Genomic DNA, 26,737 nt, shown 5'->3' with positions numbered 1-26,737 from the left:
GCGAGCGCGTCCGTACGACCCCGCATACGTAGGACTGCGTAGACGTCGCCGGCGGCGAGCGGCGGGTCGCATTCGGCACCGGCTCGCGGCGCGGACGGCCGGAGATCAGCGCAGGGCGTGCGCCGCATGGGCCATGCGGTGGGCGAGCACCGCGAGCTCGACCCGCGAGTGCACGTCGAGCTTCTGGAACACCCGGCCGACGTGCACCTCGACGGTGCGCACCGAGACGTAGAGCCGGGCGGCCGCGTCGCGGTTCGAAGCACCCTCCACGACGAGCATCGCGACTTCGAGTTCGCGCTCGGTGAGCACGTCGGTCCACACGGCCCGGCACGCCGCGAGCGGATCGCCCGGCACGTCCACGACGCCAGAGGTGGCGCCACGGTCGCGGACGCCGGCGGATGCCTCTGGAGGGCGACGCGCGCGCGCGGCGGGTTCGCCCGTCGGGTTCGTCGTGAGCGCGGGCGCGGACTCCGCCGGCACGGGCCCCTCGGCGCGGGAGAGGCTCCCGTCGGGAGCGAGCGCCCGACGTTCGTGGGCGACGGCCGTGAGCCAGGCGTCGGCGCCGGCCTCGCCGAAGAGGTGCTCGGCCGCCAGCAGGTGCCGTTCGGCGCGCTCGGGCACGCCCGCCTCGCCGCAGGCCCGCGCGAGCATGAGCTCGGTGCGCGCCCGCTCGTAGGCCGATGCGATCGCCCGCCCGCCCTCGACCGCGGCGAGGTAGTCGGATTCGAACCGCGTGCGGTCGGTGCTGCGCATCTGCCGGCGCAGCGCGCTCGCGAGCAGTGCGTCGGGCGGCCGACGCACCGCCGGGTCGCCCGCCGCCCGCCCGGCATCGGTCGAACACCAGTCGATGCCCGCGTCGAGCCCGGGCACGTGCAGTCCGCCGCCGCGCTCGAACTCCGTCGCGAGCGCGACGAGCGTGGCCGCCTCCGTGCGCGCACCGCCGAGGTGGGCCGCGACGGCGCGGTCGATCAGTTCCTCGTACCGCACCGCTCCCGCCGACGGTGGTTGGGCGGCCTCGATCGCGCGGGCGAACGCGGAGACCTCGCCCGTCGTGATGATGTCGATGCGCCGTGCGACGGCCGCGCCGATGCCGCCGAGCGGCGACGCGATCGGCAGGTCGGCCGCGCCGCGGGCGCGCACCTGCGCGGCCCGTCGCACGTCGCCCGCCCAGAGTTCGAGCAGGCTCGTCGCGACCGCCCGTGCGGCGCGCATGAGCGGCGACCGGTCACCGCGTGCGATCGCCGGGTCCGCCGCCGTCTCGCGCACGGCGCCGAGCCAGCGCACCGCGGCCGCCGGGTCGCCGGCGAGACCGCGCTCGAGGGCCGCTGCGACCGCCCGCGCGCCCCCGACGAGGGCGATGCCGCCGGTCGAGACCGCGACGGCGTCGTCGGAGTCGGCGGACTCGGTCGAGCCTGCAGCGCCGGTGACGTCGAGGCCGAAGAGGGCGCACCAGGCGCTGCCGGCCTCGAGCGGCGCCCGATCGAGGCCGTACCGTTCGGTGATGACCCGAGCCTGTGCGAGTCGGCGTCGGGCGACCGGCAGCATCCCCCGCTCGGCGAGCAGCCCCGCGGCGGTCGCGACGGCCCGGGCGAGTTGCAGGCGCATCGGACGCGTCGCGGGGTCGAGCGCCGCGGCATCGACCGTCGAGCGTCCCGTCGGCGTCGCCCCCGGTTCGAGCGCACCGCCGGCCTCGTCGAGCGCCGACCCGATCTCGTCGCCGAGCCCCGCGAGCCGGCGGTCGAGCTCGACCTCGGGGACGTCGCCCTCGAGGATCGCGCGGGCCGTCAGGTAGTCGGCGAGCACGGACGTGCGGGCGGGCTCGTCGCCGTGCTCGATGACGCGGTCGAGCCAGCCGCGCGCGTCGTCGACGTGCCCGCCGTGCAGTGCGGCGCGGCCCGCGATGCTCCACGCGGTCACGGATTCGGCACCGCAGGCATGGCTCGCGGCCTCTCGCGCGACCGCATGGGCCCACTCGGATTCGCCCGACGCATCCGCGGACTCCGCGATCTCGATGAGCGGCGCGACGAGGTCGCGCGAGCCCTCGAGCGTCGCGAGCGAGCGATGCCAGGTCGCCTGTCGCGCATCGCCGAGCCGGGCGCACGCCCGGGCGAGCGACGCATGCGCGGTCGTCCGCTCGGCGAGCGTCGCGGAACCGTGCACCCAGACGCGCATGCGCGGGTCGGCGAAGGCGAAGTGCCCGGCCACGAGGAGCAGGTGCCGGCTGACCTCGCCGTCGATGAGGTCGGCCATGGGGCGGTTCGATGCGGCGAGCAGCACGTCGATGCGGTCGTCGACGCACACCGACGCGACGACGAGCAGCTCCCGCTCCCACGCTGCGAGCCGCGCCCCGCTCGGTGCCATCGCGACCTCGATGGCCGGCACCGACGGCAGCGGGTCGGGCAGCACGGCATGGCCGAGGCGCTGCGCGACGCGCAGGAGCCCGGCGACCTCGATGATCGCGTCGGCGTCGCCGCCGAGCGCGAGGCCGAGGCGAGCCGCGACGTGCGGAGCCGCGACGAGCCGGTGCCGGGCGAGCAGTTCGACGACGGCGCGGGTGTCTTCGAAGGCGTCGACGGGCGAGCGGTGCCGCGCGGGCGGCCGGGGGTGCTCGGGTGTGTCAGGCATCGGCCCCTCCGCTCGCTTCACGGTCGCGTGGGGTTATGTTAGCAACATTTACAAAGTGGTCGCGAGGGCCGATGCCGCCAGCGCAACTCCCCGTTCGAGGGGCGGGCCGGCGTCAGTCGCGCGGGCTCAGCAGGTAGTCGTTGAACCGTCGCGTCTCGGCGGCGTCGAACGGCACGGCCGTTCCGTCGAGTGCGGTCACGCCCGCCGCGAGGCGCACGCTCGACACCAGCCAGATCGCGTCGGCGGTCGCGAGCTCGGCGACCGGGATGTCCCGGTACTCCGTCGCGTGACCGTCGCGCTCGAGGAACTCGAAGAGGCTCTGCTGCGTCGTGCCCCGCAGGATCGCGCCGCTCGGCTCTGGGGTCGAGTAGACGTCGCCGTGGCGCAGGATGACGCTCGACGTCGGCCCCTCCATGACGTACCCGTCGCTCGAGACGAAGAGCGCGTCGTCGGCACCCCGCCGCTTCGCCTCGCGGATCGCCGCCATGTTCGTCGCGTAGCTCAGCGTCTTCGCGCCGAGCAGCAGCCACGGCGCCTTCGCCGCGGCGTCGTGCGCGAGGCCGCGGTCGAGCGAGACGATGCGGATCCCGTGCTCGCGCTCGGCGGTGCGATCGGCCGCGCGGGAGGCCGCGAGCCACGCGGTGGGCGCGGGGCCGTGCTCGACGCCCCGGCTGAGCACGAGCTTCAGCGCGAACTCGCCCGACGCGGGCAGCTGCGAGACCGCCGCGGCGATCGCCGCCCGCCATTGCGCGAGGTTGGGCTCCGGGAGCTCGCAGATCTGCGCCGAGTTGCGCAGTCGCTCGAGGTGCGCCTCCGCCTCCTGCGCATGACCGTCGACGACGGCGAGGGTCTCGAAGATGCCGTCGCCGCGCTGCGTGGACAGTTCGCCGACGCGCAATGCGGGCTCCGAGGCATCCACCGCATGGAACGTCGAGTCGAGGTCGACGGCGGGTGCGTCCGCAGTGAGGGGCGCGATGAGGAACGTCACGGTCTCGGGCATGCACCAATCGTAGGCGTGGATGCCTCGCCGCCATGCGCTACCGTACGGTGCATGCGCGCGCTCGGCACCGGGGAGATGAGCCGGGCGTCCGGGCTGTCACTCAAGGCGCTGAGGATCTACGACGCGAGCGGACTGCTCGTGCCGGCCGACGTCGACCCGCGGACGGGCTACCGACGATACGCGCCCGAGCAGGTGGCTCGCGCGCGCACGATCGCGATGCTGCGCCGCATCGACCTGCCGCTCGCCGAGATCGGCGGACTGCTCGATGCGGCACCCGCGGAGGCGCGCGAGCGGCTCCTCGGCTGGTGGGCGGCGCAGCGCGAGGACTTCGCGGAACGCAGCCAGGCGGTCGATCGGCTCGCCGCATCGGACGCGGGCCCCGTGGCGGGGGCCGGCACGGCGGACGACGGGTTGCGCGAACGGGTGCGCTTCGAGACGATGCCCGACACGTCGATCGCGACCATCGTCCGCACGGTCGTGCAGTCGCGACTGGTGCCGAGCTTCGTCGCGGACGTGATCGAGATCGGGCGCCACCTCGAGCGCGAGGGCGCCACGGCGGGACCCGGCCATTGGGTGCTCTTCCACTCCCCCGTCGGCGACGCCCTCCCCGGGCGCATCGAGACCGCCGTGCCCTTCACCGGCCGGGCCGCCCCGACGCGGACCATCGCCCTGCGGATGGAGCCCGGAGCCCGTTACGCGGTCATCGACGTCACCGCCCGCGAGGTCGTCTATCCGCAGCTGCTGCGCTTCTACGACGCGGTGCGCGGTGCGGCGGGCACCGGCGCGTCCGAGGCATCGGCCGGCCGGGACGCCTCGGCGCCCGCGGCGCCGCGCGAGTGGTACCCGGGGCCGTGGCCCGAGGACCCCGACGAGATCGCGATGCGCGTCGCGATGCCGCTGCGGCCCGGTGTCCGGCTTGACCCGGCCCCTGGGACCGACTCGACGATGCCGGTATGACCGGACACCCCAACCCTGCCGAGTACGCCCGCCATTCGCCGTTCTCCGACCCGGGCGCCCATCGCGCGCTCGTCGCGGGGGTCGCCGCCGAGCCCGGCGCGATCCACCGCGCGGTGACCGCCGCGATCACCCACTACCGCGCCGACCCCGCGGTGACCTCCGAACAGTTCGCCGACATCGACCGCCGCTGGATCGCGTCGATCCTCGATGCCGCGACGGAGCGCGCCGACGGCCCGCTCGACGCCGAGCGCGCGCCCGACCGGCGAGTCGGCGGCTGCTGCCGCGACCATTCGCTGCTCGCGGTGTCGATCCTGCGCGAGCACGGGCGCCCGGCACGCACCCGCCTCGGATTCGCGGGCTACTTCACGCCGGGGTTCCGCCACGACCACGTCGTCGTCGAGGCCGGGCACAACGGCCGCTGGGTGCGCTTCGATCCCGAGCTCGACCCGGCGGCGCACGGATTCGACGTGCACGACCTGCCGACCGGACCGGGTTCGCCGTTCGAGACCGCCGCGGAGGCCTGGCTCGGCTACCGCGCCGGCGAGATCGACCTCGCCGGGTACGGGGTGGCGCCGGGGCATCCGATCTCGGGGCCCTGGATCGTGCACGGCTACGTGCTCGGCGACCTCGCCCACCGCATGCGCACCGAGCTGTTGCTCTGGGACGGCTGGGGCGTGATGGACGCCCCCGACGCGCCGATCGCCGCCGACGCCCTCGACCTCGCCGACCGCGTCGCTCGGCTCACCGTCGCAGCCGACGGCGGGGATGCCTCGGCCGAAGCGGAACTCGCCGCGCTCTGGCGCACGGACGAGCGGGTCCGGCCCGGGCGCACGGTGACGACCTTCTCGCCGGCCGGCGGGTTCGGCACCGTCGATCTCGAGGCCCGCACGACCGCTTGGGCGACCGCGGAGACGTGAAAGGCCGGCCGCAGAACGCCTCTCGGCGCGAGGCCGCTCGGAGCGGCGAATTTTGGAGCCCGGGGTTACTGCGGCCGGCCTCAGACAGTCTAAACGACAGCGAGGGGCGGTTCATTCCCGACGCGAGCCACCGGTCGCCCCATGCGATGTGCGGAGCGCGGACGTGGCCGTTCCGACCGGCTGCGCCCCTTCGCGGGGCCACGCTCGGCCGGAACGGTCACATCCGGCGAATCAGTCGAGCGCGTCACGCCGCCAGAGCTTCGCGCAGGCCGTGAGCTCGTCGCCGAGCTCGGTGAGGCGCAGCGCCCGCCTCGTGAGCGCGGCCGAGCGGTCGTGGTGCACCGAGTCGGAGGCGTCCGCGTCGTCGGCGAGGCTCGTGAAGCCGGTCGCCGTGACCCGCGCGAACGCGGCCGCCCGCTCGAGCGCGACCGCGAAGTCGCCCGTGAACACGCCGTGCAGCACCCGGTCGGCCAGCTCGCGGATCTCGGCGGGGCCGGCCGGGGACGCCGCACCGGCGACGACCTGGTCGATGGTGTGCGACATCTCGGTGCCGCGCCGGTAGGCGAGGCTCAGCGTCTCGGCGTCCTGCCCGATGAGCGTGCGCAGGAGGTAGATGCGCCAGAGCGCGCCAGGCAGGCTCTTCGCCGACGCACCCGACCACAGCTCCGCGATCGCGTCGATGCCGTGGCGGTCGGTGTACGCGATGAGACGGGCGACGATCTCGGGGTCGGGGTCGGCGCGAACCCGGGCGAGCAGGGCCTGCGCGGTGTCGTGGGCTGCCCGGTTGAGGTGGGCCGGGTCGGCCCCGCCGATGAAGTCGTCGAACATTCCGGGTGGGAGTTTCGTCGGGCGGTGGAAGTCGGCGGCCATTCGGTACAGGATACTCCGGTCGGGTGCGGCCATCCCCGGCCGGGTGCCCTGCGCTCCCCCGTGCTCCCCTGTGCGGGGGCCGCTCGCACTGGGGGCTTCGATGCCGTCGCGATCGGGACTAGCCTGCGGGTCATGCACACCCGAAGCATTCTCGGGCGGGCGGCGAGCTGACCGTGATGCCGCTCGAGGGCGAGCGTTCGGCCGTTCGGGCGGACGCGACCCCCGTCGCCGAGATGGCGAGCGGCCGGTCGCCGGGAGCGCCGGCGGCCGGTCGCATCGCCGTGCGCGGCGCTACGAGGCCAGGCCGTCGTCTCCGGCACGACGCATGAGCCCTGACCTCCCGTTGTCGCCCATGCGCTCGCAGGTGACCTTCGCATGACAGTTCCGGCAACGGACATCGCATTTGTCGATCTCGGCCATGATGCGCAGCAGGCCGTACCCGTCTTGAACGAGCTTCATCACCTCAGCGGTCTCGTCGCAGTTCTCCCGGTGATCGAAGTCGAGTACCCGGACGTCGGCCTCACCGCAATCGATGCACGGGTGGTCGAGGAGGTGGTCGCCCACCGCTGCGAGCGCGATCTGGCGCTGAACTGCCTTGCGCGCCATGATCACTCGAATGCGGGCCTCACGGTGTCTCGCGTCGTAGTCGCGAGCCTTCTGCGTGTTGCACTCGCGGCAGATGGGCTGGAGTCCATCGCGGGCCGATCGCAACCGATTGAAATCGGCGATTGGCTTAGACTGTCGGCAAGCCGAGCAGCGCTCCTGCGTCATCGGCGTCGCCCCCGTAGCTCAGAGGCAGAGCAGCGGACTTTTAATCCGCGGGTCGGGATGTCGGAATTCCCCGGGGGCACCATCGAGGGCCGATCGCGGTGGGAGATGCTCGCCGGTTGAGCGCTTCATGCTTCGAACATATCTTCGACCACCGAAATGGAGGCCGCTCACCGCGGAACGAGCCCCCGCTCGTACGCCCAGATGACGACGTGCACGCGGTCGGGCAGGTCGAGCTTCGCGAGGATCGCCTTGACGTGCGTCTTCACGGTGTTGCCCGTGAGGAAGAGCCGCTCGGCGATCTCGTCGTTCGAGGCGCCCGTGACGAGGAGCGCGAGCACATCGCGCTCGCGCCCCGTGAACGGCTCCAGCAGCGTCTCGGCGTCGACCGGCTCGGGCGCGCGCGCGACGAAGTCGACGAGGCTCGCCGTCGCGCGCGGCGCGAGGGTCGCGTCGCCCGCATGCACGGCGCGGATCGCCGCCGCCAGCTCGTCGGCCGAGGCGTCCTTGGTGAGGAAGCCGCTCGCGCCCGCCCGGATCGCGGCGAACACGACCTCGTCGAGGTCGAAGGTGGTGAGCACGAGCACCCTCGCGGCGGAATGCTCCGCCCGCACGCGCCGCGTCGCCTCGATGCCGTCCATCCGAGGCATCCGCACGTCCATCACGACGACGTCGGCACGGTGCGCGCGCAGGCGCTCGACGAGTTCGGCACCGTCGGCGGCCTCGACGACGAGCTCGAGGTCGTCGTGCGACTCGAGCATGACGGCGAGCGCCGAGCGGATGAGCTCCTGGTCGTCGGCGAGCGCCACGCGGATGCGCGCGGCCGCCGGATCGTCCGTCACTCCTCGCCCTCCGCTCGAACGGGCGCCGCGACGAGCGGAAGCCGGGCGACGACGCGCCACCCCGGCCCGTCGGGGCGGGGGCGGGCGTCGAGGCTGCCGCCCAACTGGGCGACGCGTTCGCGCATGCCCGGGATGCCTCGACCGCTCGCCGCACGCGCGGCGGCGGAACCTCCGGCGCCCGCATCGGACGCCCCCGTGCGGATGGGCAGCCCGATCGGCTGCCCGTCGTCGTCGACGGTCACGACGAGGTCGCGCCCCCACTCGAGTCCGACGCGGGTCGTCGTCGGCGGCGATGCGTGGCGCAGCACGTTCGTGAGCGCCTCCTGCACCACCCGGTAGGCGGTCAGCGCGAGTCCGGGCGGCACCTCGCGCGCGGTGCCGGTCACGACGAGCTCGACCGCGCGGCCGGGTGATTGCGCGCGCTCGACGAGCTCGGCGATGCCGTCGAGCCCCGGGCTCGGCTCGCGGAGCGCCGACTCGCCGCCCCCGCCGCCCTCGCCACGGATGCCGGCGCGAACGCCGGGCTCGACGAGCGCCCCGAGCAGTCCGCGCATGTCCCGCATCGCCGCGCGGCCGGTCGAGACGACGTGCCCGACGGCGACCCTCGCCCGGTCGTCGTCGCGCCCGACGAGCACCCTCGTCGCCTCGGCCTGGGCGACCATCACCGCGAGCGAGTGGGCGATGACATCGTGCAGCTCGCGGCCGATGCGACGCCGCTCGTCGGCGACGGCCCGGAGCTCCGTCTCGATCCGCAGCTCGGCGGCCCGCGCGACGGCGACGCGCTCGGCCGCCCGCTTGCGCAGGGTCTCGCGCCGGTACCGGCCGAGCGCCCACGCGACGCCGATGCCGCCCGCGAGCGATCCGGCGAGCGCGAACGCGGCGCCCGGGCTCGCGACGATCGCCGCATCGTTCGGTCGCTCGGAGACGATCACGAGCCCGGTCATGATGCCCGCGCCGGCGAGGCCGCAGCCGAGCGCCGCCCAGCCGGCGACGAGGTCGTCGCCGGCGGCCGCGGCGAAGACGAAGACGAGGTAGACGAGCGAACTCGCCTGCAGCACCGCGAGCCCGGGCATGCCCGGCACGCTCAGCGCGGCGAGCACGAGCATGAGTGCGGATGCCGCGGCGATCGCCGTGCGCGGCAGCCGGCGCCGCACGACGACGAGGAGATGCAGCAGCACGTAGCATCCGAGCACGGCCGCCGCCCAGGCCGCGTGGCGACCGCCCGCCTCGCCGAGCACTTCGACGACCGTGAACGGCAGCAGCGCGCCGGCCGCCACGGCCGCCGTCACCCGATCGGCGTATCCCGGTGCGCGCGACTCCCCCGAGGCATCCATCACCGGCCCCACGCTACCGGCCGTGCTGCTGGCGCATCTCACCCGACCGGGTGAGGCGAACCGCCCGCGACCGCCGCGAGGCTGGCGGAGCCGGGGCGGCGGATCCGCCCGGCGGGCGCCCCGGCGGCGCCCCCTCCGACGATGCACAGGAGCACACGATGACCTCCGTCCGCGAATCCACCGGCGCCACCGCGGTGCCCCCACGAACGCGCCCGAGGCGATGGCTCGCCGCGACGGCGTTGCTCGCATCGGCTGCGATCGCCGCGCTCGGCACCGCATGGTGGCTCGTCCCCGATTCCGATCCGTTCGTCACGGCGTCGTCGCGCAGTCTCGCGAGCGCCGTGCTCGACCCGACCCAGTTCGCCGCCGTCGTGATCGCGACCGGGCTCGTCGGCATCGTCGTGGCCGTCGCCCTGCTCGCTCGGGGCGCACGCGAGCCGCGCGCCCCGTTCGTCGCCGCGGTCGCCGCCGCACTGCTCGCCCTCGCCGCGACCCTCGTGCTGGGAGACGCCGGGACGATCACCTTCGCCGGCTACGTCTTCGGCTTCTGCTCGGTCGTTGCCGGCGTCGTGACGACGTGCGTCCTCGTCGTCCGCGCCCCGCGCCTCGGCGTGCCCCTGCTCGTGCTGCTCGTCGCGCTCGTCGTCGTCGCGGTGTCGTGGGCCGGCCTCACCTGGCAGGGCGTCACGACGTTCCTCGGCAAGTTCGGCGCCGCGCTCGTCGCGAACGCTGGCCTCATCACCGTCTCGGCGATCTCGGTCGTCGCGGTGCTGGCGTGGGTCGCGATCGCGGTCTCGGTCGGACGCACGACGCGCGAGGTGCGCCGCTTCGAGGGATGGCTCGTGCGGCACCGCCGAGTGCTCACGGTGCTCGCCGCGCTCGGGCCGCTGCCCTACGCCGTGGTCCGCGCGAGCTGGCTCACGCCGTGGCCGCTCTTCGCGCCCGCCGCCGACGAGCTCTCGCCGGCGATGCTCACGACCGGGCTCATGCTCGGGGCGGGCGCCGTCGCCGCGGTGGTGCTCACCCTCGGCCTGATCCTGCCGTGGGGGCTCGTCTTCCCGGCGTGGATGCCGCGGGTCGGCGGCCGGACGGTTCCGGCGCGCCTCGCCGTCGTGCCGGGGCTCGCCGCGGCGACCGTCGTCACGATCTCGGCCGTGCCGATGCTCATCGTGGCGGCGGGAAGCCCGACGCTCGGCGAGGCCGTCGTGTTCGACCTGCTGCTGCCGTTCTGGTTCTGGGGGCCGATGCTCGCCCTCGCCGTCTGGGCCTACGCGGCGTGGCGCCGCGAGCTCAGCCGACCAGTCGCCTGAACCCGGCCATGAGCGCCACGCGCTCGGCGGAGGTGCGCGCGAGCGGGGTCACGGCGAGGGTCGTGACCCCGCTCGCGGCGAATGCCGCGACGCGCTCGGCGACGACCGAGGCCGGGCCGATGAGCGAGATCGCCCGCACGAGTTCGTCGGGCACCGCCTGGACCGCCTCCTGCTTGCGCCCGTCGAGGTAGAGGTCCTGGATGTGCGCGGCCTCCGCCTCGAACCCGTAGCTCGCGACGAGGTCGTTGTAGAAGTTCTTGCCGCGGGCGCCCATGCCGCCGACGTAGAGGGCGAGCTGCGGCTTCGCCGCGGCGAGCGCCATGGCCTCGAGCTCGGGGTCCTCCGTGATGGCGAGCGCGGGGCTCGCGAACACGTCGAGCTGGCCGAGCGCGGCATCGCGCTTCGCGGTGCCCGCGGCGAGCGCGGCACCCCACACGTCGCCCGCGCGCTCGGGGTGGTAGAACATCGGCAGCCAGCCGTCGGCGATCTCGGCGGTCTGCTCGACCGACTTCTGCCCGAGGGAGGCGACGGTGATCGGGATGCGCTCGCGCACCGGGTGGTTGATGAGCTTCAGCGGCTTGCCGAGCCCGGTCCCCTCGCCCGCGGGCAGCGGGATCGTGTAGTTGCGTCCCTCGTGCACGACGGGCTCGCGCCGCCACGTCATGCGGCAGACGTCGATGATCTCGCGGGTGCGCCCGAGCGGGGCGTCGTACTTGACGCCGTGGAAGCCCTCGATGACCTGCGGTCCCGAGGCGCCGATGCCGAGCTCGAACCGGCCGCCCGACACGTAGTCGAGCCCTGCGGCCGTCATCGCGGTGAGCGTGGGCGTGCGGGTGTACAGCTGCAGGATGCCGCTCATGAGCGTGAGCCGCTCGGTGCGGGCGGCGAGGAAGCCGAGCTGGCTGACCGCGTCGAACGAGTACGCCTCGGGCACCGCGATGAGATCGACGCCGGATGCCTCGAGCTCGGCGACCTCGTCGGCCGCTTCGCGGAAGCCGCCCGCGTAGTTCAGGAACATGCCGACGCGCATCCGTCACTCCTCGTCGTGTGGGGTCGTGGTGTGCCCGGCCGTCGGCACGGGCCCATCAGAGGCTACCGAACGGCTCGGGCACCCGCCGCGCCGGTTGTGGGGTTCCGACGACCCTCAGGTTGCTCCGAGTCGGATGCCGCAGGCTGGACTCCAAACGACCGCCAGCATGCCCCGACGGGAGGAGGATCCGTGAGCTGGAGCCTCGTGCTCGACATCCTGCTCGTGCTCGTCTTCATCGGAGCCGCCGTGAACGGCTGGCGTGCGGGGCTGCTGCGCACCGCCGCGGGCCTCATCGGGCTCATCGCGGGCGGCATCGCCGCCTGGTTCGCGATGCCCTGGCTCGCCGGGCTCGTGCCCCTGCCCGAGCTGCGCGCGCCGGTCGCGATCGCCGTGGCGCTCGTGCTGCTGTCGCTCGGCGCCTGGCTCGGCGCGATCGTGGGCCGTGCGCTCCGCCGCGGCGCGCACCGGGTGAAGCTCGGCGTGCTCGACCGGGCGCTGGGTCTGGTCGGCAACCTCATCGTGACCGCGTTCGTCGTCGCCCTCGTCGCATCGGGCGTCGCGGCGATGGGCGTTCCGGTGCTCTCGCCCGCCGTGGCCGGATCGACCGTCGTCCGGGCGCTCGACCAGGTGACGCCGCCGCCGGCGAGGTCGGCCATGGCCGAGCTCCGTGCCGCGGCGCTCGGCGAGGGGCTGCCGTGGCTCGTCGACGTGCTCGACACGCCGCTGCCGACCGAGCCGCCGCCGCAGGGCGGCGTCGACTCGCCCGCGATCGCCGAGGCGTCGCGGTCGGTCGTGCGCATCACGGGCACGGCGTTCCGGTGCGGCAGCAACGTGTCGGGGTCGGGGTTCGTCGTCGCCGACGACCGCATCGTGACGAACGCGCACGTCGTCGCGGGCGTCGACGAACCGATCGTCGAAGCGCCGGGGCTCCCCGCCGTCGCCGGCCGGGTCGTCGCGTTCGACCCCGAGCACGATCTCGCGGTCATCGCGGTCGACGGGCTCGACGCCCCGGCGCTGCCCATCGACGAACCCGCCCTCGGCGACGAGGTCGCCGTCGCGGGGTACCCGTTCGGCGGGCCGCTGGAACTCCGACCGGCGCGCGTCGCGGCGAGCGGACCGCTCACGATCTCGACCGACGGCGCGACGTCGACGCGCGACGTCATGACGCTGTCGGCCGACGTCGATCCCGGCAACTCGGGCGGGCCGGTGCTCGACGTCGACGGCGAGGTCGCCGGCGTCGTGTTCGCCCGGTCCGAGACCGTCGCGACGGTGGGGTTCGCGGTTCCCGTGTCGACGCTCGCGCCGCTCGCGGCGGAGGCATCCGCCCTCGACGACCCGGTCGATTCGGGGGCGTGCGCCGCGTGAGGTCAGTCGGCTGAGAAGCCCTCGAAGCGGATGCCCCAGCTGAGCTGCCATTCCTCGCCCGGGCCGAGCCACCGCAGGCCGCGGCCGGAGTTGAACGCCTCGGCCGGCGCGGTCATCGGCTCGATCGCGATCGCGACGTCGCCGCCCTCGCCCGGGTACTCCCGCGAGGTGTAGACCTGCACGTAGCCGAACTCGTCGTCGGCCCACACCGACACGCTGCGCCCGTCGGGTGCGGTGAGCGTGTGCAGCACCTGGCCGTCGTCGCTCGCGAGCTCGCCGAACGCGTCGTCGAGCTGCACGTCGCCGACCCGACGTCCTTCGCGGAAGTCCCACTCGGTGCCGTCGACCGGGACCTCGCCGGTCGGCAGCAGGCGCTCGTCGACCTCGATGTGGCTCGCGGCGTCGAGACGCAGGACCAGGTCTTCGGTGCGGACGCCGCCGATCTTGAGGTACGGATGGGTGCCGAGCGCGACGGGGGCCGTGTCGGCGCCGAGGTTCTCGACGAAGTGCGTGACGCGCAGGCCGTCGGCGACGAGCTCGTAGTGCACGGCGGTGCCGAGCAGGAACGGGTAGCCGAGCTGCGGGTAGATGCGCGCGGCGAGCGTCACCGAGTCGCGCTCTCGGTCGACGGCGCTGTACTCGGTGTAGCGCAGCAGCCCGTGGATCGCGTTGCCGCGGGCCGGCTCCGTGATCGCGAGCTGGTGGTCGACGCCGTCGTGGCTCCACCGGCCGTCGCGGATGCGGTTCGGCCACGGCGCGAGCACGATGCCGGCGCCCATCGGCGGCGACTGGTCTTCGCCGTAGGCGGGAACGAGGTCGATGCCGTTGATGCTGAGGGTGCGGAGCCCGGCGGCGACGGCCGTGACGGTGGCCCGGATCTCACCGCTCGACGTCGTCGTCTCGAGCTCGAACTGCTCGCCCGTGGGAAGGGTCATGGACCAACTCTATGGTCTGCATCGGGTGCGTGCGCGGTGACGACCGCGAGTCCGGCCTCCTCCAGTTCGGCGACGACCGGGTGCGGCGCCGAGGCATCCGTGACGAGCTCGTCGAACGCGTCGACGGGGCCGACGCGACCGAGGTGCACCTCGCCGACCTTCGACCCGTCGGCGACGACGACGGCTCGCGCCGCCCGCTGCAGCATGAGCGCCTTCACCTGCGCCTCGGGCAGGTTCGCATTGGTGACGCCGTGCACCGGATCGACCCCGTTGCAGCCGATGACGGCGAGGTCGACGTGCAGGTCGCGCAGCATCGAGCCGGCGAGCGGGTCGACGAGCGAGTGCTGGCGAGGACGCAGCGTGCCTCCCGTGACGACGACCTGGAACCTCGGGATCTCGGACTCGAGCTCGAGGGCGATCGAGAGGCCGTTCGTGAACACGACGACGTCGTCGAGGTCGCTGCGCTGCTTCAGCGCGCGCGCGACCTGCAGGGTCGTGGTGCCGACGTCGAGGATGAGGCTCTGCCCGCTGCGCACGAGTCCGGCCACGTGCGCTCCGATGCGGCGCTTCGGTTCGACGGACGCCTCGAGCGCCTCCTCGAAGCTCGGCTCGCGTTCGGGCCGGTCGACGCCGGGAGCGCCGGCGGGCACGGCGCCGCCGTGCACCCGGCGGATCATGCCCTGGCGTTCGAGCGCGTCGAGGTCGGCACGGGCGGTGACGGTCGTCACGCCGAAGGCGCGGCTCAGCTCGGCGACGCGCACGAACCCGCGCTCGGCGACGAGGGCTCGCGCGAGCTCACGGCGGCGGGGCGCGTCGACCTGGGCGTCGAGCCGTGGTTGGTCGCTCATAGGGGAATCATGCGGCTTCCCACCTGACTTTGCAATACGAAAGTGGTTTGTTTGCGAATCGAAAGTCGCGTAGGGTGTGCGGCGTGACCGAGACCCGTGACTCCGCCGAGGCATCCTCGACGCCCACCGGCGCCCCGCGCATTGTCGACCAGCACGCCGTCGACCCCCGCATCGCCGTACGACGCACGAGACTCGCCGACGGTCGCGAGCTGATCTACTTCGACGACGTCGACACGACGCTGCCCGACGAGCGGTCGATCGACGAGCGCGAGCTCGGCCCTCGCCCGGCGACGGCCGAGATGCGGCAGGACGTGCTCACCGGCGAGTGGATCTCGATCGCCGCGGCCCGCCAGAACCGGGTCGTGCTCCCGCCCGCCGAGCTCGACCCGCTCGCGCCGCAGTCGCCGGGCAACCCGTCCGAGATCCCGAGCCGGTACGACGTCGCGGTGTTCGAGAACCGGTCGCCGTCGTTCGGGCCCGCCATTCGGCCGGCTCAGGGCGCCGAAGGCGGGCTCGCCGGGCTCCGCCGCGTCGGCCTCGAGCGCCGCCTGCCCTCGGTCGGCCGGTGCGAGGTGGTCTGCTTCAGCCCCGAGCACGAGGGCTCGTTCGGCACGCAGCCGGTCTCTCGCGCCCGAACCGTGATCGAGGCGTGGGCGCACCGCACGGCCGAGCTCTCGGGGCTGCCCGGGGTGCAGCAGGTCTTCCCGTTCGAGAATCGCGGCCGCGAGATCGGCGTGACGCTCGGGCATCCGCACGGTCAGATCTACGCCTACCCCTATGTGACGCCGCGCACCGAGCGACTGCTCGCCTCGATCGACGGCTACGGCCCCGGACTCTTCGCCGACCTGCTCGAGCGGGAACGCGGCGGCCCGCGCATCGTGCTCGAGGGCGAGCACTGGAGCGCGTTCGTTCCGTTCGCGGCCCGCTGGCCGATCGAGGTGCACCTGCTCCCCCACCGTCACGTGCCCGACCTCGCGGCGACGAACCTCGACGAGCGGGACGAGCTCGCGGTGCTCTACCGGCGGCTCCTGCGCGGCGTCGACCGGCTCTACGAGACGCCGACGCCCTACATCGCGGCCTGGCACCAGGCGCCGGTGCACGAGCGTCGCGACGAGGTGCGGCTCATGCTGCAGCTCACGAGCCCGCGCCGCGGCGCCGACAAGCTGAAGTACCTCGCCGGCTCCGAGGCCGCGATGGGAGCATGGGTCGGGGATGTCCCGCCCGAAGCACAGGCCGAGGCGCTGCGCGCCGCGATCGAAGGAGTCGCAGAATGACCGTCGCCGACGCCGCCCACGGATTCGCCGAGTGGTTCGGCCGACGGCCGGCCGGGGTGTGGTCGGCGCCCGGCCGCGTGAACCTGATCGGCGAGCACACCGACTACAACGACGGCTTCGTGTTCCCCTTCGCGATCGACCGTCGCACGACGGTCGCGCTCGGCGACCGCGACGACCGGGTGCTGCGCGTGGCGACGAGCCACGAGCCCGAGGCGGTCGAGATCGGCCTCGACGACCTCACCCCCGACGCCGTGTCGGGGTGGGCCGCCTACCCGCTCGGCGTCGCGTGGGCGCTGCGGGAGTTCGGCGCCGATCTCGACCACGCCCGCGGGGTCGACCTCTACATCACCTCGGACGTGCCGATCGGTGCGGGCCTGTCGAGCTCGGCGGCGATCGAGTGCGCGGTCGCGCTCGCGCTCGACGAGCACTGGGGGCTCGGTCTCGACCGCCCCACGCTCGCGAAGGTCGGCCGCCTCGCCGAGAACCGCGTGGTCGGCGCCCCGACGGGCATCATGGACCAGACGGCCTCGCTGCTCGGCGCAGCCGACTCGGCGGTGTTCCTCGACTGCCGCAGCCTCGACGCCGACGTGATCCCGCTCGGCCTGGAGGCCGAGGACCTCTCGCTCCTCGTGGTCGACACCCGCGTGGCGCACGCCCACGCCTCGGGCGGCTACGCCGCGCGTCGGGCGTCGTGCGAGGCGGGTGCCCGGAGCCTCGGCGTGGAGTCGTTGCGCGACCTGCGGGTCGACGGCCTCTCCCGCGCGGCCGAGGTGCTCGACGACGAGACGTTCCGTCGGGTGCGCCACGTCGTGACCGAGAACCAGCGGGTGCTCGACACCGTGCGCACGCTGCGGGAGCACGGGGCGGGGGCGATCGGCTCCCTGCTGGATGCCTCGCACGTGTCGATGCGCGACGACTTCGAGATCTCGGTGCCGGAACTCGACCTCGCCGTGGCGACCGCGCAGTCGTCGGGCGCGATCGGCGCCCGCATGACGGGCGGAGGCTTCGGCGGTTCGGCGATCGCGCTCGTCCCCGAGGCCCTCGTTCCCGACGTGACCCGCGCGGTGACCGCGGCCTTCGCCGACCACGGCTACCGCGCACCCATCGTCTTCACGGTTCGCGCATCGGAGGGCGCCCGCCGGGACGCCTGATCGGCGCCGACCGGAGTCGCGTCGCCTCCGGATCAGGTGCCGCACTCGCAATCGCAGTCGGCCGCACAGTCGCCGGCCTCCCAGCAGTCGACACGACAACGACAATCGTCGAGCAGTATCGGATCGCGTCTCGCGAGGGATGCGGCACGCTCGAGTCGGTCTCGAAGGCGTCGCTGCGCCTCGAACCTGAGGGCGCTCGTGGTCGGCCCATCGTCGTTCACCGCATGGAGACCGCGGGCGCGCCGCTCATCACGGTGCGCTCGATGGTGGTACCAGGCGTTCGGCTCGGCACGGTCGTAGTGGATATCGGTGAGCCTCGAGCGTGGGCGGTCGTCGGGCGGGCGCACGTCGAGATGAACGGGCAGACGCCGTCCGGCGTTGTCGCGCACCCAGTCGGGCGGAATCGGGGCCATCTCGGCGCCCGACTCGTCCAGCACCGCGAGACGCATCCCCGCGAGGCCGACGAGCCGCTCGAGGTCGGCCACGTCGATGCCGTTCCGATTCGCCTCGACACGTGCGATCGCCGCGTGGCTGACGCCCAACCGTCGTGCGAGGTCTCGTTGGCTCAGGTCGAGCTGTCGACGAACCCTGAGGACCACGCCGACCACATCGAATCGAGGGGTCTGCGCAGCGACGGGTTCCCCGTCGCTCCGTCTCCCCTCCATCGGTCCTCCGCTCTTCTCCATCGGTCCTCCGCCCCGGGCGCGACCTGCGCCACTGCAGGTGCTCTCAGGAGGCAGTGTCCTGCTCGCCACCCACATCCATCACGCCGTCGTGATTCCCTCGGCGCGACTACGACACTGAATCGCCCTGCGACTCAGTGTCGTAGTCGCGGGAGCGGGATCGACATCGGCGTGGAAGCCGGCCGCGAGCGGGATGCAGCGCAAACGCAGGCCTGTGGGCCGCAGGGAAGTTCCGCCGTGGCGCGCGGATGCCGCGCGATTCCGGTCAGGCTGACTCGGCGGCCGGTTCTCGGGCGGGCTCGACGGCGCGAGGCGTGCCGCCGGTGATGCGGACGAGGTCGTCGAAGGTGGTGGGGAACACGGTCTTGGCGTGCCCGGCGGCGGCCCACACGACGGGGTAGGCGGCGAGGTCGGTGTCGACGATCGTGCGCACCGGAGCGGGGTGGCCGAGCGGCGCGACGCCGCCGATCACCTGGCCGGTCGCCGCCTTCACGGTCTCCTTCGACGCTCGCCGGATGACGCCGCCGAGCTCCGATCCCAGCCACTCGGTGTCGACGCGATGGGCGCCCGACGTGAGCACGAGGATCGGTTCGTCATCGAGCGTGAACACGAGCGAGTTGGCGATCTGGCCGACCTCGACGCCGAGCGCGTCGGCCGCGAGCTGGGCGGTCGTCACGGCGTCGTCGAACCACACGATCTCGGGCTCGAGTCCCTGCGCGGCGAGGGCCGCGGCGACGCGGTCGACGGCAGCATGCGACGGGGCGGAAGCGGGTGAGCTCATCTCCCGATCCTATGGCGCGTCGCGGCTGGTGCCGCGCTGAGCCGAGAAACGGGCGCGACACCCCGATGGCGTAGAGTGCGCGCGTGCCACAGCCTTCGCTCGCCCGCCGACTCGGGCTCCGCGACGCCGTCGTGATCGGCCTCGCCGCCATGATCGGCGCCGGCGTCTTCGCCGCGTTCGCCCCCGCCGCTGCCGCCGCCGGCGAGGGGCTGCTCATCGGCCTCGCGATCGCCGCGATCGTCGCCTTCGCGAATGCGAGCTCCACCGCGCAGCTCGCTGCGCGCTACCCCGAGTCGGGCGGCGCCTACCGCTACGGGCGCGAGCGGCTCGGAGCATGGCCCGGATTCCTCGCCGGTTGGGGGTTCGTCGTCGGCAAGACCGCGAGCTGCGCCGCGATGGCCATGACGTTCGCCGCGTACCTCGTCCCAACGGCATGGCAGCGACCCGTCGCCGCCGCGGCCGTCATCGTGCTCGCCGCCGTCAACCTCCGCGGCATCACCCGCACGGCCCGGGCCGCGAGCATCATCGTCGCGGCCGTGATCTCGGTGCTGCTGCTCGTCATCGCGGCCGGCGCCGGTCCGCTCCTCCAGCGCGGCATCCCCCTCGACGGGCTGCTCGATGCCGGCTGGCCCGGCATCCTGCAGTCGGCGGGCCTCCTCTTCTTCGCCTTCGCCGGCTACGCGCGCATCGCGACCCTCGGCGAGGAGGTGCGCGACCCCGCCCGGACGATCCCGCGCGCCATCCCGGTCGCCCTCGGCATCGCGGTCGCGCTCTACGCCCTCATCGGCTCCGTCCTGCTCGCCACCCTCGGCGCCGATGCACTCGCGACGTCGACCGCACCGCTCGTCGACCTCGTCGACGACGTCGGCTGGACCTGGGCCGCCCCGATCGTGCGCGTCGGCGCGGCCGCCGCCGCACTCGGCGCCCTCCTCGCGCTCATCGCCGGCATCGGCCGCACCGCGCTCGCCATGGCCCGCGACGACGAGCTTCCGCGACCGCTCGCCTCGGTGCATTCGCGGTACCGGGTGCCGCACGTCGCCGAGATCGTCGTCGCGGTGGCGGTCGTCGCCCTCGTGCTCACCGTCGACCTGCGCCAGGCGATCGGCTTCTCGTCGTTCGGCGTGCTCGGCTACTACCTCGTCGCCAACCTCGCCGCGATCACCCAGCCCGCGAACGAACGCCGCGTCCCCCGCGCGCTGTCTGTGCTCGGCGCGATCGGCTGCATCGTGCTCGTCGTCACGCTGCCGCCTGGCGCGATCGCGGCGGGCGTCGCCGTCTTCGTCGTCGGCGCCGCCTGGCGCCTCGTGACCCAGGCGATCCGAAGGCGCCGCAGCCGCCGCCGATAGGCTGTCGCCATGTCCGTCGATCCCAGCGCACGCCTCATCCCACTGGCCGGCATCGCCGCCCCCGCCGTCGCCGACAGCGCGTTCGTCGCGGCCGGCGCCGTGATCGTCGGCGACGTTCGCCTCGAGGCGGATTCGAGCGTCTGGTACAACGCGGTGCTGCGCGCCGAGGCCGAGCCGATCGTGCTCGGCGAGGCGTCGAACCTGCAGGACACGGTCGTCTGCCACGTCGACGCCGGCTACCCGCTCACCGTCGGCCGTCGGGTCTCGGTCGGCCACGGCGCCGTGCTGCACGGGTGCACCGTCGAAGACGACAGCCTCGTCGGCATGAACGCCACCGTGCTCAACGGCGCGGTCATCGGCGCCGGCTCGCTCGTCGCGGCCGGTGCGGTCGTGCTCGAGGGCACGATCGTGCCGCCCGGCTCGCTCGTCGCCGGGGTGCCCGCGAAGGTGCGCCGCGAACTCAGCGACGCCGAACGCGAGGGCATCCGCCGCAACGCCGCCTCGTACCTGCAGCACGTCGGCGAGCACAGCGCCGGCGCCTGACCCGGCACTGCGATCGGCGGCGCCGCCACCGTCGGACTACGCCGCGTCGGACAGCGCCGCGTCGGACAGCGCCGCGTCGCCGCGCGCTTCGCCCGCCGGCATCGATTCGAGCATTCCCTGCTCACGGTGGATCGACTCGGTGCCCGGCCGCGTCGTGACCGATCGCTCGCTCCGCACGGGGTCCGTGAGCACCCCGTCGGCCGGCATGGAGCCGGCGAGCACGGCGTGCGCGATCGCGGAGGACGACCCCGCCCGCGAACCGCCCGGCAACGCACGCCGCACCGCGCGCACCCGGCGCAACGCCCACCGCGTCGGCACCGCGACGATCGTCGACAGCGCCCCGGCGACCGACCGATCGTACGGCCCGAGCATCCGCTTCCGCTCGAACGCCCGACGCACCGCACCGCCGACGAGGTCGTGCCGTCGAGTCGGCGCCGGCAGCAGTCCGGCCGCACGCCGGTCGAGCAGTTCCTCGAGCCGATCGACCCAGTCGTCGAAGGCCTCGCCGTGGAAGTAGTTGTCGACGAGCCAACCTTCGGCCGGCGGCTTCGCCACCCACTCCGCGACCGCCGCGCGGTCGCCGAACAGCCCGCTGCCAGCGAACACCGTGTTGATCAGCTTCGGGCCGACGCCGAACTCGTCGACGACGATCGCGGGCACCCCGGCGGCCACCGCTTCGAGCACGGCCGTCGAACTCACCGTGACGAGCATCGACGCGCGTCCGAGGTGCTTCGCCATGGGCCCGTCCTCGACGACCAGGTTCGGCGGGACGCCGCCGAGGCGGGCGCGTACCTCGGGATCGGCGAGGAGGTCGGCGTAGTCGTGCGCCTCCGCGTGGGTCTGCGCCTCGCCGCGCCGAGCCCTGACCTTGACGACGACCCGTCGGGTCGGACGCCGCCGCGCGGCATCCGCGAGCAGGCCGAGCATGCGCACCCGGTCGTCGCGCTCGGCCGGCACCTTCGCCTGGGCGGCGAACACGAGGTCGCCGTCGGGCGGCGTCGATGCCGACGTCGACGCGAAGGCCGCCACCGGCGCAGACGCCACGTGCGGCGTCACCGGCGCGGCATCCCCGTCACCCGGCGATGCGCCGCGTCGGCGCGCCGTGAGGAACGGCAGCGTCGCGAGCCCGAACCCGACCCGCACGCCGAGCCCCGCGGCCAGCTGCTCGAACTCGCGCACCTCGCGGCGACTGTGGAGCACGACGAGATCGACCTGTTCGCGGTAGACCACCGCCTTCGGGACCGCCGGGATCGTGAGCCCCGGGAAGCCGCTCAGCAGGACCGGCCTCCCGGGCAGCGCCGCGACGATCGGCGCGACGACCCGCACGAAGGGACCGCGCAGTGCGAGCAGCACGGCATCCGGCCGGCGGGCGGCGAGGCGTCGCTCGAGCGACGCCAGGTCGAGCCGGCGCACGCCCTTCGCATGGAACGACGAGCCGGCGAGCGCGGCGCCGAGCTGCCGGTCGCTCGGCATCACGGGCGTCGTCACCACGATGAGCTCGGCATCCCAGCCGGCCGGCAGGCGTGTCGCGAACGCCGCTCCCCACTTGACGTACGAGTCGGAGTCGGCGACGACCACGAGGCGACGACGTGCCTCGGGCGCGCCAGAGGCCTCCGTGACGGCGCGACGCGCTGGTCCGCCCGCCGAACCCGCGTTCACAGCGCCGGCACCCGTCGCAGCTTCGCGCGCGGCGCCTCCTCGCCCGGGAACACGCGCTTCGCACCGTCGCCCATCGCGTCGCCGATCACCCTGATGTCGCGCACCAGGTGATCGAAGCCGGTCGGCTCGAGCGATGCGGCCTGGTCCGACCCCCACATCGCCCGGTCGAGCGTGATGTGCCGTTCGACGGCGACGGCGCCGAGTGCGACCGCGGCGAGCGAGATCTGGAGGCCGCGCTCATGCCCCGAGTACCCGACCGGGACACCCGGGTAGCGGCGTCGCAGCGCGTCGATCACGAGGAGGTTCGCCTCCTCGGGCGGCATCGGGTAGCTCGAGGTCGCGTGCATGAGCACCAGGCGCTCGGTGCCGAGCACCTCGACCGCCCGATCGATCTCGTCGAGGGTTGACATGCCGGTCGAGCAGATGACGGGCTTGCCGGTCGCGGCGATCGCCTCGAGCAGGGCGAGGTCGGTGATCGAGGCCGAGGCGACCTTGTGCGCGACGACGTCGAGGCGCTCGAGGAACGCGACCGACGGCACGTCCCACGGCGAGGCGAACCAGTCGAGCCCCGAGCGCATCGCGTACGACGCGATCTCGAGGTACTCCGACTCGCCGAACTCGACCCGGTACCGGTAGTCGAGGTAGCTCATCGTGCCCCACGGGGTCTCACGCGAGACATCCCGCATGTGCTCGGGCGTTGCGATCTCGGGCGTGCGCTTCTGGAACTTGACCGCCTGCGCACCCGCCTCGGCGGCGACGTCGATCAGGCGCTTCGCGATCTCGACGTCGCCGTTGTGGTTCAGGCCGATCTCGCCGATGACGTACACGGGCTGACCCGGGCCGACCGACGAACGGCCGATGCGGACGGTGTTCATGCGAGGGCTCCCTGCGGTGCTGTTCGGTGTGCGGAGGGTTCGGCCGCAGTGGCGGCTCGTTCGTGGGGTGCTGCGCCGGTCGCACCGTCGCGGGCCGCGAGCACGAGCTCGGCGAGCTCGCGCACCGCGCCGTCGCCGCCCCCGGCCTCGAGCACGAGGCGGGCGGCGTCGCGCACCGCGGGCACCGCATCGGCGACGGCGAGCGGCCACCCGACGAGCGCCATCGCCGGCAGGTCGCCGACGTCGTTGCCGAGGTAGGCGATGCGTGCGAGCGGGATGCCTCGGGCCTCGGCCCATTCGGCGAGCGCGGGGGCCTTGTCGTGCATGCCCTGGAGCACGTCGACCCGCAGCTTGGCCGCTCGCGCGGTCACCACGCGGTTCGTCTCGGCCGAGAGCACGAGCACCGGAACGCCCGCCGCGCGGAGGCGGGCGACGCCCTGCCCGTCGCTGCGGCTGACGCGGACGAGCTCGCGTCCCTCCGTGTCGATCCAGGCGGTGTCGTCGGTGTGCACCCCGTCGAAGTCGGTGACGACGGCGTCGACGTCGACGACGCGTGCCGGCCGGTCGATGAGCTCGACGAGCGCCCGCGCGACCACGAGGTCGGCGGCGGTGTCGATGTCGACGCCGTGCAGCTGGGGCACGACCTGCGGCGCGATCCGGCCGAAGAAGCGGTGCCGTGCCGCGCGGAAGCCCGCCGTCCGCATCGCGGTGAACGCGCCGGTCTCGCGGAACTCCGGTTCGCGCTCCTGCCTGCGGTGGCGCACCGCGGCGTCGTGGTTGGCGCCGAACACCGAGCCGTCGCCGGCGGCGCGCCACACGAAGGCGTGGCTCTCGACCGCCGCGAACACGCTGTCGGCCTCGTGGCTCACGACCCGTGCGACCGCGGCGTCGAGATCCGACGGGTCGATGAACGGCGATGTCGCCTGCACGAAGAGCGTGACAGCGGGCAGCGGGCCCCGGGCCTCGAGCTCGTCGAGTGCGTGCAGCAGCGCCGATTCGCTCGACGCCGTGTCGCCCGAGAGGTCGGCCGGCCGGTCGACGACGGTCGCCCCGGCGGCGCGCGCCACACGTGCGATCTCGTCGTCGTCGGTCGTGACCACGACCGCGCCGACGCTGCGTGCGGCATGCGCGGCCGCGACGGCGCGACCGACGAGGGAGACCCCGCCGAGGCGCATCAGGTTCTTGCCCGGCAGGCCCTTCGACCCGCCGCGCGCCGGAATGATCGCGACGGCGACGCCGCGCTGATCGGTCTTCGACTCGGCCATGCGGGCAGGCTACGGATCCGAGGTGGCGCCGGGGTGGCGCGCGCGTTGCGCACCGGTGAACGGCGGTCTGCAGCGAGCGCGGAGCGCCGTTTGCGCGCCCCCCGAAAAGGGGGTGTTCGGCACCCGAGTCGCCGCCGAGGTGACGCGGATTCGCTCGATAGAGTCACCCGTACTGCGACTGAGAGGTACCCATGGATTTCCCTGATGCGCTCAACGCGCTCGCTCAGAAGGTTCGGAATCAGCGCGAGGCGATTCAGACCGAGGAAGCGACGAAGAACGCGTTCGTCATGCCGTTCATCTCAACAGTGCTCGGATACGACGTGTTCGACCCTCTCGAGGTTGTCCCCGAGTACACCGCAGACGTCGGTATCAAGCGCGGTGAGAAGATCGACTACGCGATCATGCGCAACGGCGAAGTGCAGATGCTCGTCGAATGCAAGACCGGCACGAGCGGGCTCAAGATCGAACACGCGTCGCAGCTCTACCGCTATTTCGCCGTCACGAACGCGCGCATCGCGGTGCTCACCAACGGAACGGTCTACCATTTCTTCACTGACCTTGATGCTCCCAATCGGATGGACGAGAAGCCATTCCTCGTCCTCGATCTTCTCGACATCGACGAAAGCCTGGTGAGCGAGCTCAAGAAGCTCTCGAAGGACTCATTCGATCTCGACTCGGTGATCAGCGCGGCCGGCGAACTGAAGTACATCGGAGAGCTCAAGCGCGCGATCGCGGAGCAATTCCGTTCACCATCGGAAGACTGGGCTCGCTTCTTCATCTCCAAGGTCTACGACGGTTCGATCACGCAGCGTGTGCGTGATCAGTTCGGCCCTCTCGTCACCAAGGCAGCTGCCCAATTCTTGAACGACCAGGTCAACGATCGACTGAAAGCGGCCCTCCGAGGCGCGTCGTACACGACGGACGAGACCGCCCCCGCAATTACCAGCCAGGACCCCTCCACCGATGATCTTGATCGCGATACGGAGATCGAGACCACTCTCGAAGAGCTTGAGGCGTACCAGATTGTGAAGGCGATCGCGTGCAGTGACGTGAAACCTCACCGGGTTTCACAGCGCGATTCGAAGTCCTATTTCGCAATCTTGCTCGACGACAACAACCGAAAGCCGATCGCGCGACTTCATTTCAATTCGAAGAAGCAGAAGTACCTCGGTCTGCTCGATGAGCAGAAGAATGAAACGAAGTACCCGATCGACGGGCTCGAGGACATTTACGAGCACTCTTCGCTCATCCGCGAGGCAGTCGTCCGCTACAAGTAGACAGACGTTCGCAACGCCATATTCGCGATAGTCCGAGCCCTTCCCACCCTCGACTCGCGATGAGTTCGTGGCGGGCGCGGCGCGTGCCGAGGCATCCAGTCGTGAGGCGACTCGGCCGCACATGCGCCTAGCGCTGCAGGCCCTGCTCCGCCGCCTTCACGACGTTCGCGAGCAGCATCGCGCGGGTCATGGGGCCCACGCCGCCCGGGTTGGGCGAGAGGTGTCCCGCGACCGCTGCGACGGCGGGGTCGACGTCGCCCGTGAGCCGGCCCTTGCCGGTCTCCTCGTCCTGCACGCGGGTGATGCCGACGTCGAGCACCGCAGCGCCGGGCTTGATCCAGTCGGGCTTCACGAGGTGGGGCACGCCGACGGCGGCCACGACGATGTCGGCGCGGCGCACCTCGGCCGCGAGGTCCTGCGTGCGCGAGTGCGTGAGGGTGACGGTGGCGTCGAGGCCCTTGCGCGTGAACAGCAGGCCCAGGGGCCGGCCGACGGTGAGGCCGCGCCCGATGACCGTGACGTGGCGTCCTCTGATCGGCACGTCGTAGCGCTGCAGCATCTCCACGATGCCCGCGGGCGTGCACGGCAACGGCGAGTGCAGCTCGCCCTCGATGCCGAGCACGAGGCGGCCGAGGTTCGTGGGGTGCAGCCCGTCGGCGTCCTTGTCGGGATCGATGAGCTCGAGCATCGCGTTCTCGTCGTGCCCGGCGGGCAGCGGCAGCTGCACGATGTACCCGGTCACCTCGGCTGCGGCGTTGAGGTCGCTGATCGCCGCGCGCACGTCGGCGGCGGTCGCCGTGACCGGCAGGTCGACGCGGATCGACTCGATGCCCACCTCGGCGCAGTCGCGGTGCTTGCCCGCGACGTACGAGCGCGACGCCGGGTCGTCGCCGACGAGCAGCGTGCCGAGGCCGGGCGTGACGCCGCGGGCCTTCAGTTCGGCGATGCGTGCGGCGAGCTCGTGCTTCACGGCGGACGCCGTGGCGACCCCGTCGAGCGTGATGGCGGTCATGGTGCTCCTCGGTGGGCGAGCGGGTGAACGGATGCGACGGGGTCGGTCCGGCCGGGGCGACGTCCGCCGC

24 protein-coding genes and 1 tRNA gene are annotated in these 26,737 nt (G+C 73.2%); 10 read left to right on the top strand and 15 right to left on the bottom strand.

Annotated features, from left to right (window positions below; genetic code table 11):
* Window positions 1-105 precede the first annotated feature (105 nt).
* Both ACFWGP_RS15335 and ACFWGP_RS15330 read right to left on the bottom strand, forming a co-directional pair.
* On the bottom strand, window positions 106-2,625 hold the full coding sequence (locus tag ACFWGP_RS15335) for a LuxR C-terminal-related transcriptional regulator (RefSeq protein WP_376931304.1): 2,520 nt from the start codon (window positions 2,623-2,625) through the stop codon (window positions 106-108).
* A 112-nt stretch (window positions 2,626-2,737) separates the two neighbouring features.
* Window positions 2,738-3,625 (bottom strand): aminodeoxychorismate lyase, encoded by an 888-nt coding sequence (locus ACFWGP_RS15330; protein ID WP_376931303.1) that lies wholly within the window; start codon window positions 3,623-3,625, stop codon window positions 2,738-2,740.
* A gap of 51 nt (window positions 3,626-3,676) precedes the next feature.
* Between ACFWGP_RS15330 and ACFWGP_RS15325 the strand changes: the two genes are divergently transcribed.
* Together ACFWGP_RS15325 and ACFWGP_RS15320 are read left to right on the top strand one after the other, a co-directional pair.
* Window positions 3,677-4,582 (top strand): MerR family transcriptional regulator, encoded by a 906-nt coding sequence (locus ACFWGP_RS15325; RefSeq protein ID WP_376931302.1) that lies wholly within the window; start codon window positions 3,677-3,679, stop codon window positions 4,580-4,582.
* A complete protein-coding gene (locus ACFWGP_RS15320; protein ID WP_376931301.1) occupies window positions 4,579-5,499 on the top strand; it encodes a transglutaminase-like domain-containing protein in 921 nt (306 codons plus the stop codon). Before ACFWGP_RS15325 ends, ACFWGP_RS15320 begins: the two co-directional genes overlap by 4 nt.
* 231 nt (window positions 5,500-5,730) lie before the next feature.
* Here the strand turns inward: ACFWGP_RS15320 and ACFWGP_RS15315 are convergent, their stop codons facing one another.
* Window positions 5,731-6,369 carry a DNA-directed RNA polymerase subunit beta gene (locus ACFWGP_RS15315; RefSeq protein WP_231430220.1) on the bottom strand — a complete coding sequence of 213 codons (639 nt, stop codon included), beginning with the start codon at window positions 6,367-6,369 and terminating at the stop codon, window positions 5,731-5,733.
* A 291-nt stretch (window positions 6,370-6,660) separates the two neighbouring features.
* Window positions 6,661-7,140 (bottom strand): hypothetical protein, encoded by a 480-nt coding sequence (locus ACFWGP_RS15310; protein ID WP_376931300.1) that lies wholly within the window; start codon window positions 7,138-7,140, stop codon window positions 6,661-6,663.
* A 7-nt stretch (window positions 7,141-7,147) separates the two neighbouring features.
* Between ACFWGP_RS15310 and ACFWGP_RS15305 the strand changes: the two genes are divergently transcribed.
* Window positions 7,148-7,222: transfer RNA gene (locus tag ACFWGP_RS15305), tRNA-Lys, on the top strand.
* Between the two features lie 85 nt (window positions 7,223-7,307).
* Here the strand turns inward: ACFWGP_RS15305 and ACFWGP_RS15300 are convergent.
* Both ACFWGP_RS15300 and ACFWGP_RS15295 read right to left on the bottom strand, forming a co-directional pair.
* Entirely contained in the window at window positions 7,308-7,979 is a 672-nt protein-coding gene (locus ACFWGP_RS15300; RefSeq protein WP_231430218.1) for a response regulator transcription factor, read from the bottom strand.
* The gene (locus ACFWGP_RS15295) at window positions 7,976-9,313 is read right to left on the bottom strand and encodes a sensor histidine kinase (protein WP_376931461.1); all 1,338 of its coding nucleotides are present in this window, start codon (window positions 9,311-9,313) and stop codon (window positions 7,976-7,978) included. Before ACFWGP_RS15295 ends, ACFWGP_RS15300 begins: the two co-directional genes overlap by 4 nt.
* Before the next feature lie 158 nt (window positions 9,314-9,471).
* On the opposite strand from ACFWGP_RS15295, the gene ACFWGP_RS15290 reads away from it, so the two are divergent.
* Complete coding sequence (locus tag ACFWGP_RS15290; RefSeq protein WP_376931299.1) at window positions 9,472-10,623, top strand: hypothetical protein; 1,152 nt, start codon at window positions 9,472-9,474, stop codon at window positions 10,621-10,623.
* Here ACFWGP_RS15290 and ACFWGP_RS15285 read toward each other — a convergent pair.
* Window positions 10,604-11,653: an LLM class F420-dependent oxidoreductase gene (locus ACFWGP_RS15285; RefSeq protein ID WP_275505522.1), complete on the bottom strand. Its 1,050-nt coding sequence runs from the start codon at window positions 11,651-11,653 to the stop codon at window positions 10,604-10,606. The two genes, ACFWGP_RS15290 and ACFWGP_RS15285, sit on opposite strands and share 20 nt — an antisense overlap.
* A gap of 189 nt (window positions 11,654-11,842) precedes the next feature.
* On the opposite strand from ACFWGP_RS15285, the gene ACFWGP_RS15280 reads away from it, so the two are divergent.
* Window positions 11,843-13,018, top strand: coding sequence for a MarP family serine protease (locus ACFWGP_RS15280; protein ID WP_275505521.1), 1,176 nt, complete (start codon window positions 11,843-11,845; stop codon window positions 13,016-13,018).
* 2 nt (window positions 13,019-13,020) lie between these two features.
* Here the strand turns inward: ACFWGP_RS15280 and ACFWGP_RS15275 are convergent, their stop codons facing one another.
* A complete protein-coding gene (locus ACFWGP_RS15275) occupies window positions 13,021-13,953 on the bottom strand; it encodes an aldose 1-epimerase family protein (protein WP_275505520.1) in 933 nt (310 codons plus the stop codon).
* Window positions 13,950-14,801 (bottom strand): DeoR/GlpR family DNA-binding transcription regulator, encoded by an 852-nt coding sequence (locus tag ACFWGP_RS15270; protein ID WP_376931298.1) that lies wholly within the window; start codon window positions 14,799-14,801, stop codon window positions 13,950-13,952. Before ACFWGP_RS15270 ends, ACFWGP_RS15275 begins: the two co-directional genes overlap by 4 nt.
* A 170-nt stretch (window positions 14,802-14,971) precedes the next feature.
* Here ACFWGP_RS15270 and galT point away from each other — a divergent pair, with 170 nt between their 5' ends.
* Both galT and galK read left to right on the top strand, forming a co-directional pair.
* Complete coding sequence (gene galT, locus ACFWGP_RS15265; RefSeq protein WP_376931460.1) at window positions 14,972-16,075, top strand: galactose-1-phosphate uridylyltransferase; 1,104 nt, start codon at window positions 14,972-14,974, stop codon at window positions 16,073-16,075.
* Window positions 16,072-17,226 carry a galactokinase gene (galK, locus tag ACFWGP_RS15260; protein ID WP_231430212.1) on the top strand — a complete coding sequence of 385 codons (1,155 nt, stop codon included), beginning with the start codon at window positions 16,072-16,074 and terminating at the stop codon, window positions 17,224-17,226. The genes galT and galK overlap by 4 nt, the downstream gene beginning before the upstream one ends.
* 32 nt (window positions 17,227-17,258) lie before the next feature.
* Here the strand turns inward: galK and ACFWGP_RS15255 are convergent, their stop codons facing one another.
* Both ACFWGP_RS15255 and ACFWGP_RS15250 read right to left on the bottom strand, forming a co-directional pair.
* Complete coding sequence (locus ACFWGP_RS15255) at window positions 17,259-17,912, bottom strand: helix-turn-helix domain-containing protein (RefSeq protein ID WP_376931297.1); 654 nt, start codon at window positions 17,910-17,912, stop codon at window positions 17,259-17,261.
* Between the two features lie 262 nt (window positions 17,913-18,174).
* On the bottom strand, window positions 18,175-18,690 hold the full coding sequence (locus ACFWGP_RS15250) for a YbaK/EbsC family protein (RefSeq protein WP_376931296.1): 516 nt from the start codon (window positions 18,688-18,690) through the stop codon (window positions 18,175-18,177).
* Window positions 18,691-18,773: 83 nt separating this feature from the next.
* On the opposite strand from ACFWGP_RS15250, the gene ACFWGP_RS15245 reads away from it, so the two are divergent.
* On the top strand, window positions 18,774-20,036 hold the full coding sequence (locus ACFWGP_RS15245; RefSeq protein WP_376931295.1) for an APC family permease: 1,263 nt from the start codon (window positions 18,774-18,776) through the stop codon (window positions 20,034-20,036).
* Window positions 20,037-20,045: 9 nt separating this feature from the next.
* On the top strand, window positions 20,046-20,579 hold the full coding sequence (locus ACFWGP_RS15240; protein ID WP_231430208.1) for a gamma carbonic anhydrase family protein: 534 nt from the start codon (window positions 20,046-20,048) through the stop codon (window positions 20,577-20,579).
* Window positions 20,580-20,615: 36 nt separating this feature from the next.
* Here ACFWGP_RS15240 and ACFWGP_RS15235 read toward each other — a convergent pair whose 3' ends face one another.
* The 3 genes from ACFWGP_RS15235 to ACFWGP_RS15225 are packed head-to-tail and all read right to left on the bottom strand — an operon-like array spanning window position 20,616 to window position 24,378.
* Entirely contained in the window at window positions 20,616-22,238 is a 1,623-nt protein-coding gene (locus tag ACFWGP_RS15235) for a DUF6716 putative glycosyltransferase (RefSeq protein WP_376931294.1), read from the bottom strand.
* Window positions 22,235-23,113: an N-acetylneuraminate synthase family protein gene (locus ACFWGP_RS15230; protein WP_231430206.1), complete on the bottom strand. Its 879-nt coding sequence runs from the start codon at window positions 23,111-23,113 to the stop codon at window positions 22,235-22,237. Before ACFWGP_RS15230 ends, ACFWGP_RS15235 begins: the two co-directional genes overlap by 4 nt.
* Window positions 23,110-24,378, bottom strand: a complete 1,269-nt coding sequence (locus ACFWGP_RS15225; protein ID WP_231430205.1) for an acylneuraminate cytidylyltransferase — start codon at window positions 24,376-24,378, stop codon at window positions 23,110-23,112. The genes ACFWGP_RS15230 and ACFWGP_RS15225 overlap by 4 nt, the downstream gene beginning before the upstream one ends.
* A 191-nt stretch (window positions 24,379-24,569) precedes the next feature.
* Here ACFWGP_RS15225 and ACFWGP_RS15220 point away from each other — a divergent pair, with 191 nt between their 5' ends.
* Entirely contained in the window at window positions 24,570-25,655 is a 1,086-nt protein-coding gene (locus tag ACFWGP_RS15220; RefSeq protein WP_376931293.1) for a type I restriction endonuclease, read from the top strand.
* Window positions 25,656-25,782: 127 nt separating this feature from the next.
* Here ACFWGP_RS15220 and ACFWGP_RS15215 read toward each other — a convergent pair whose 3' ends face one another.
* Window positions 25,783-26,667 carry a bifunctional methylenetetrahydrofolate dehydrogenase/methenyltetrahydrofolate cyclohydrolase gene (locus tag ACFWGP_RS15215; RefSeq protein ID WP_376931292.1) on the bottom strand — a complete coding sequence of 295 codons (885 nt, stop codon included), beginning with the start codon at window positions 26,665-26,667 and terminating at the stop codon, window positions 25,783-25,785.
* Window positions 26,668-26,737: the final 70 nt, after the last annotated feature.

The organism is Agromyces sp. NPDC127015 (assembly GCF_042725165.1).
GTDB classification, from domain to species: domain Bacteria; phylum Actinomycetota; class Actinomycetes; order Actinomycetales; family Microbacteriaceae; genus Agromyces; species Agromyces chromiiresistens.
This window is presented reverse-complemented; position numbering and strand designations above follow the sequence as displayed.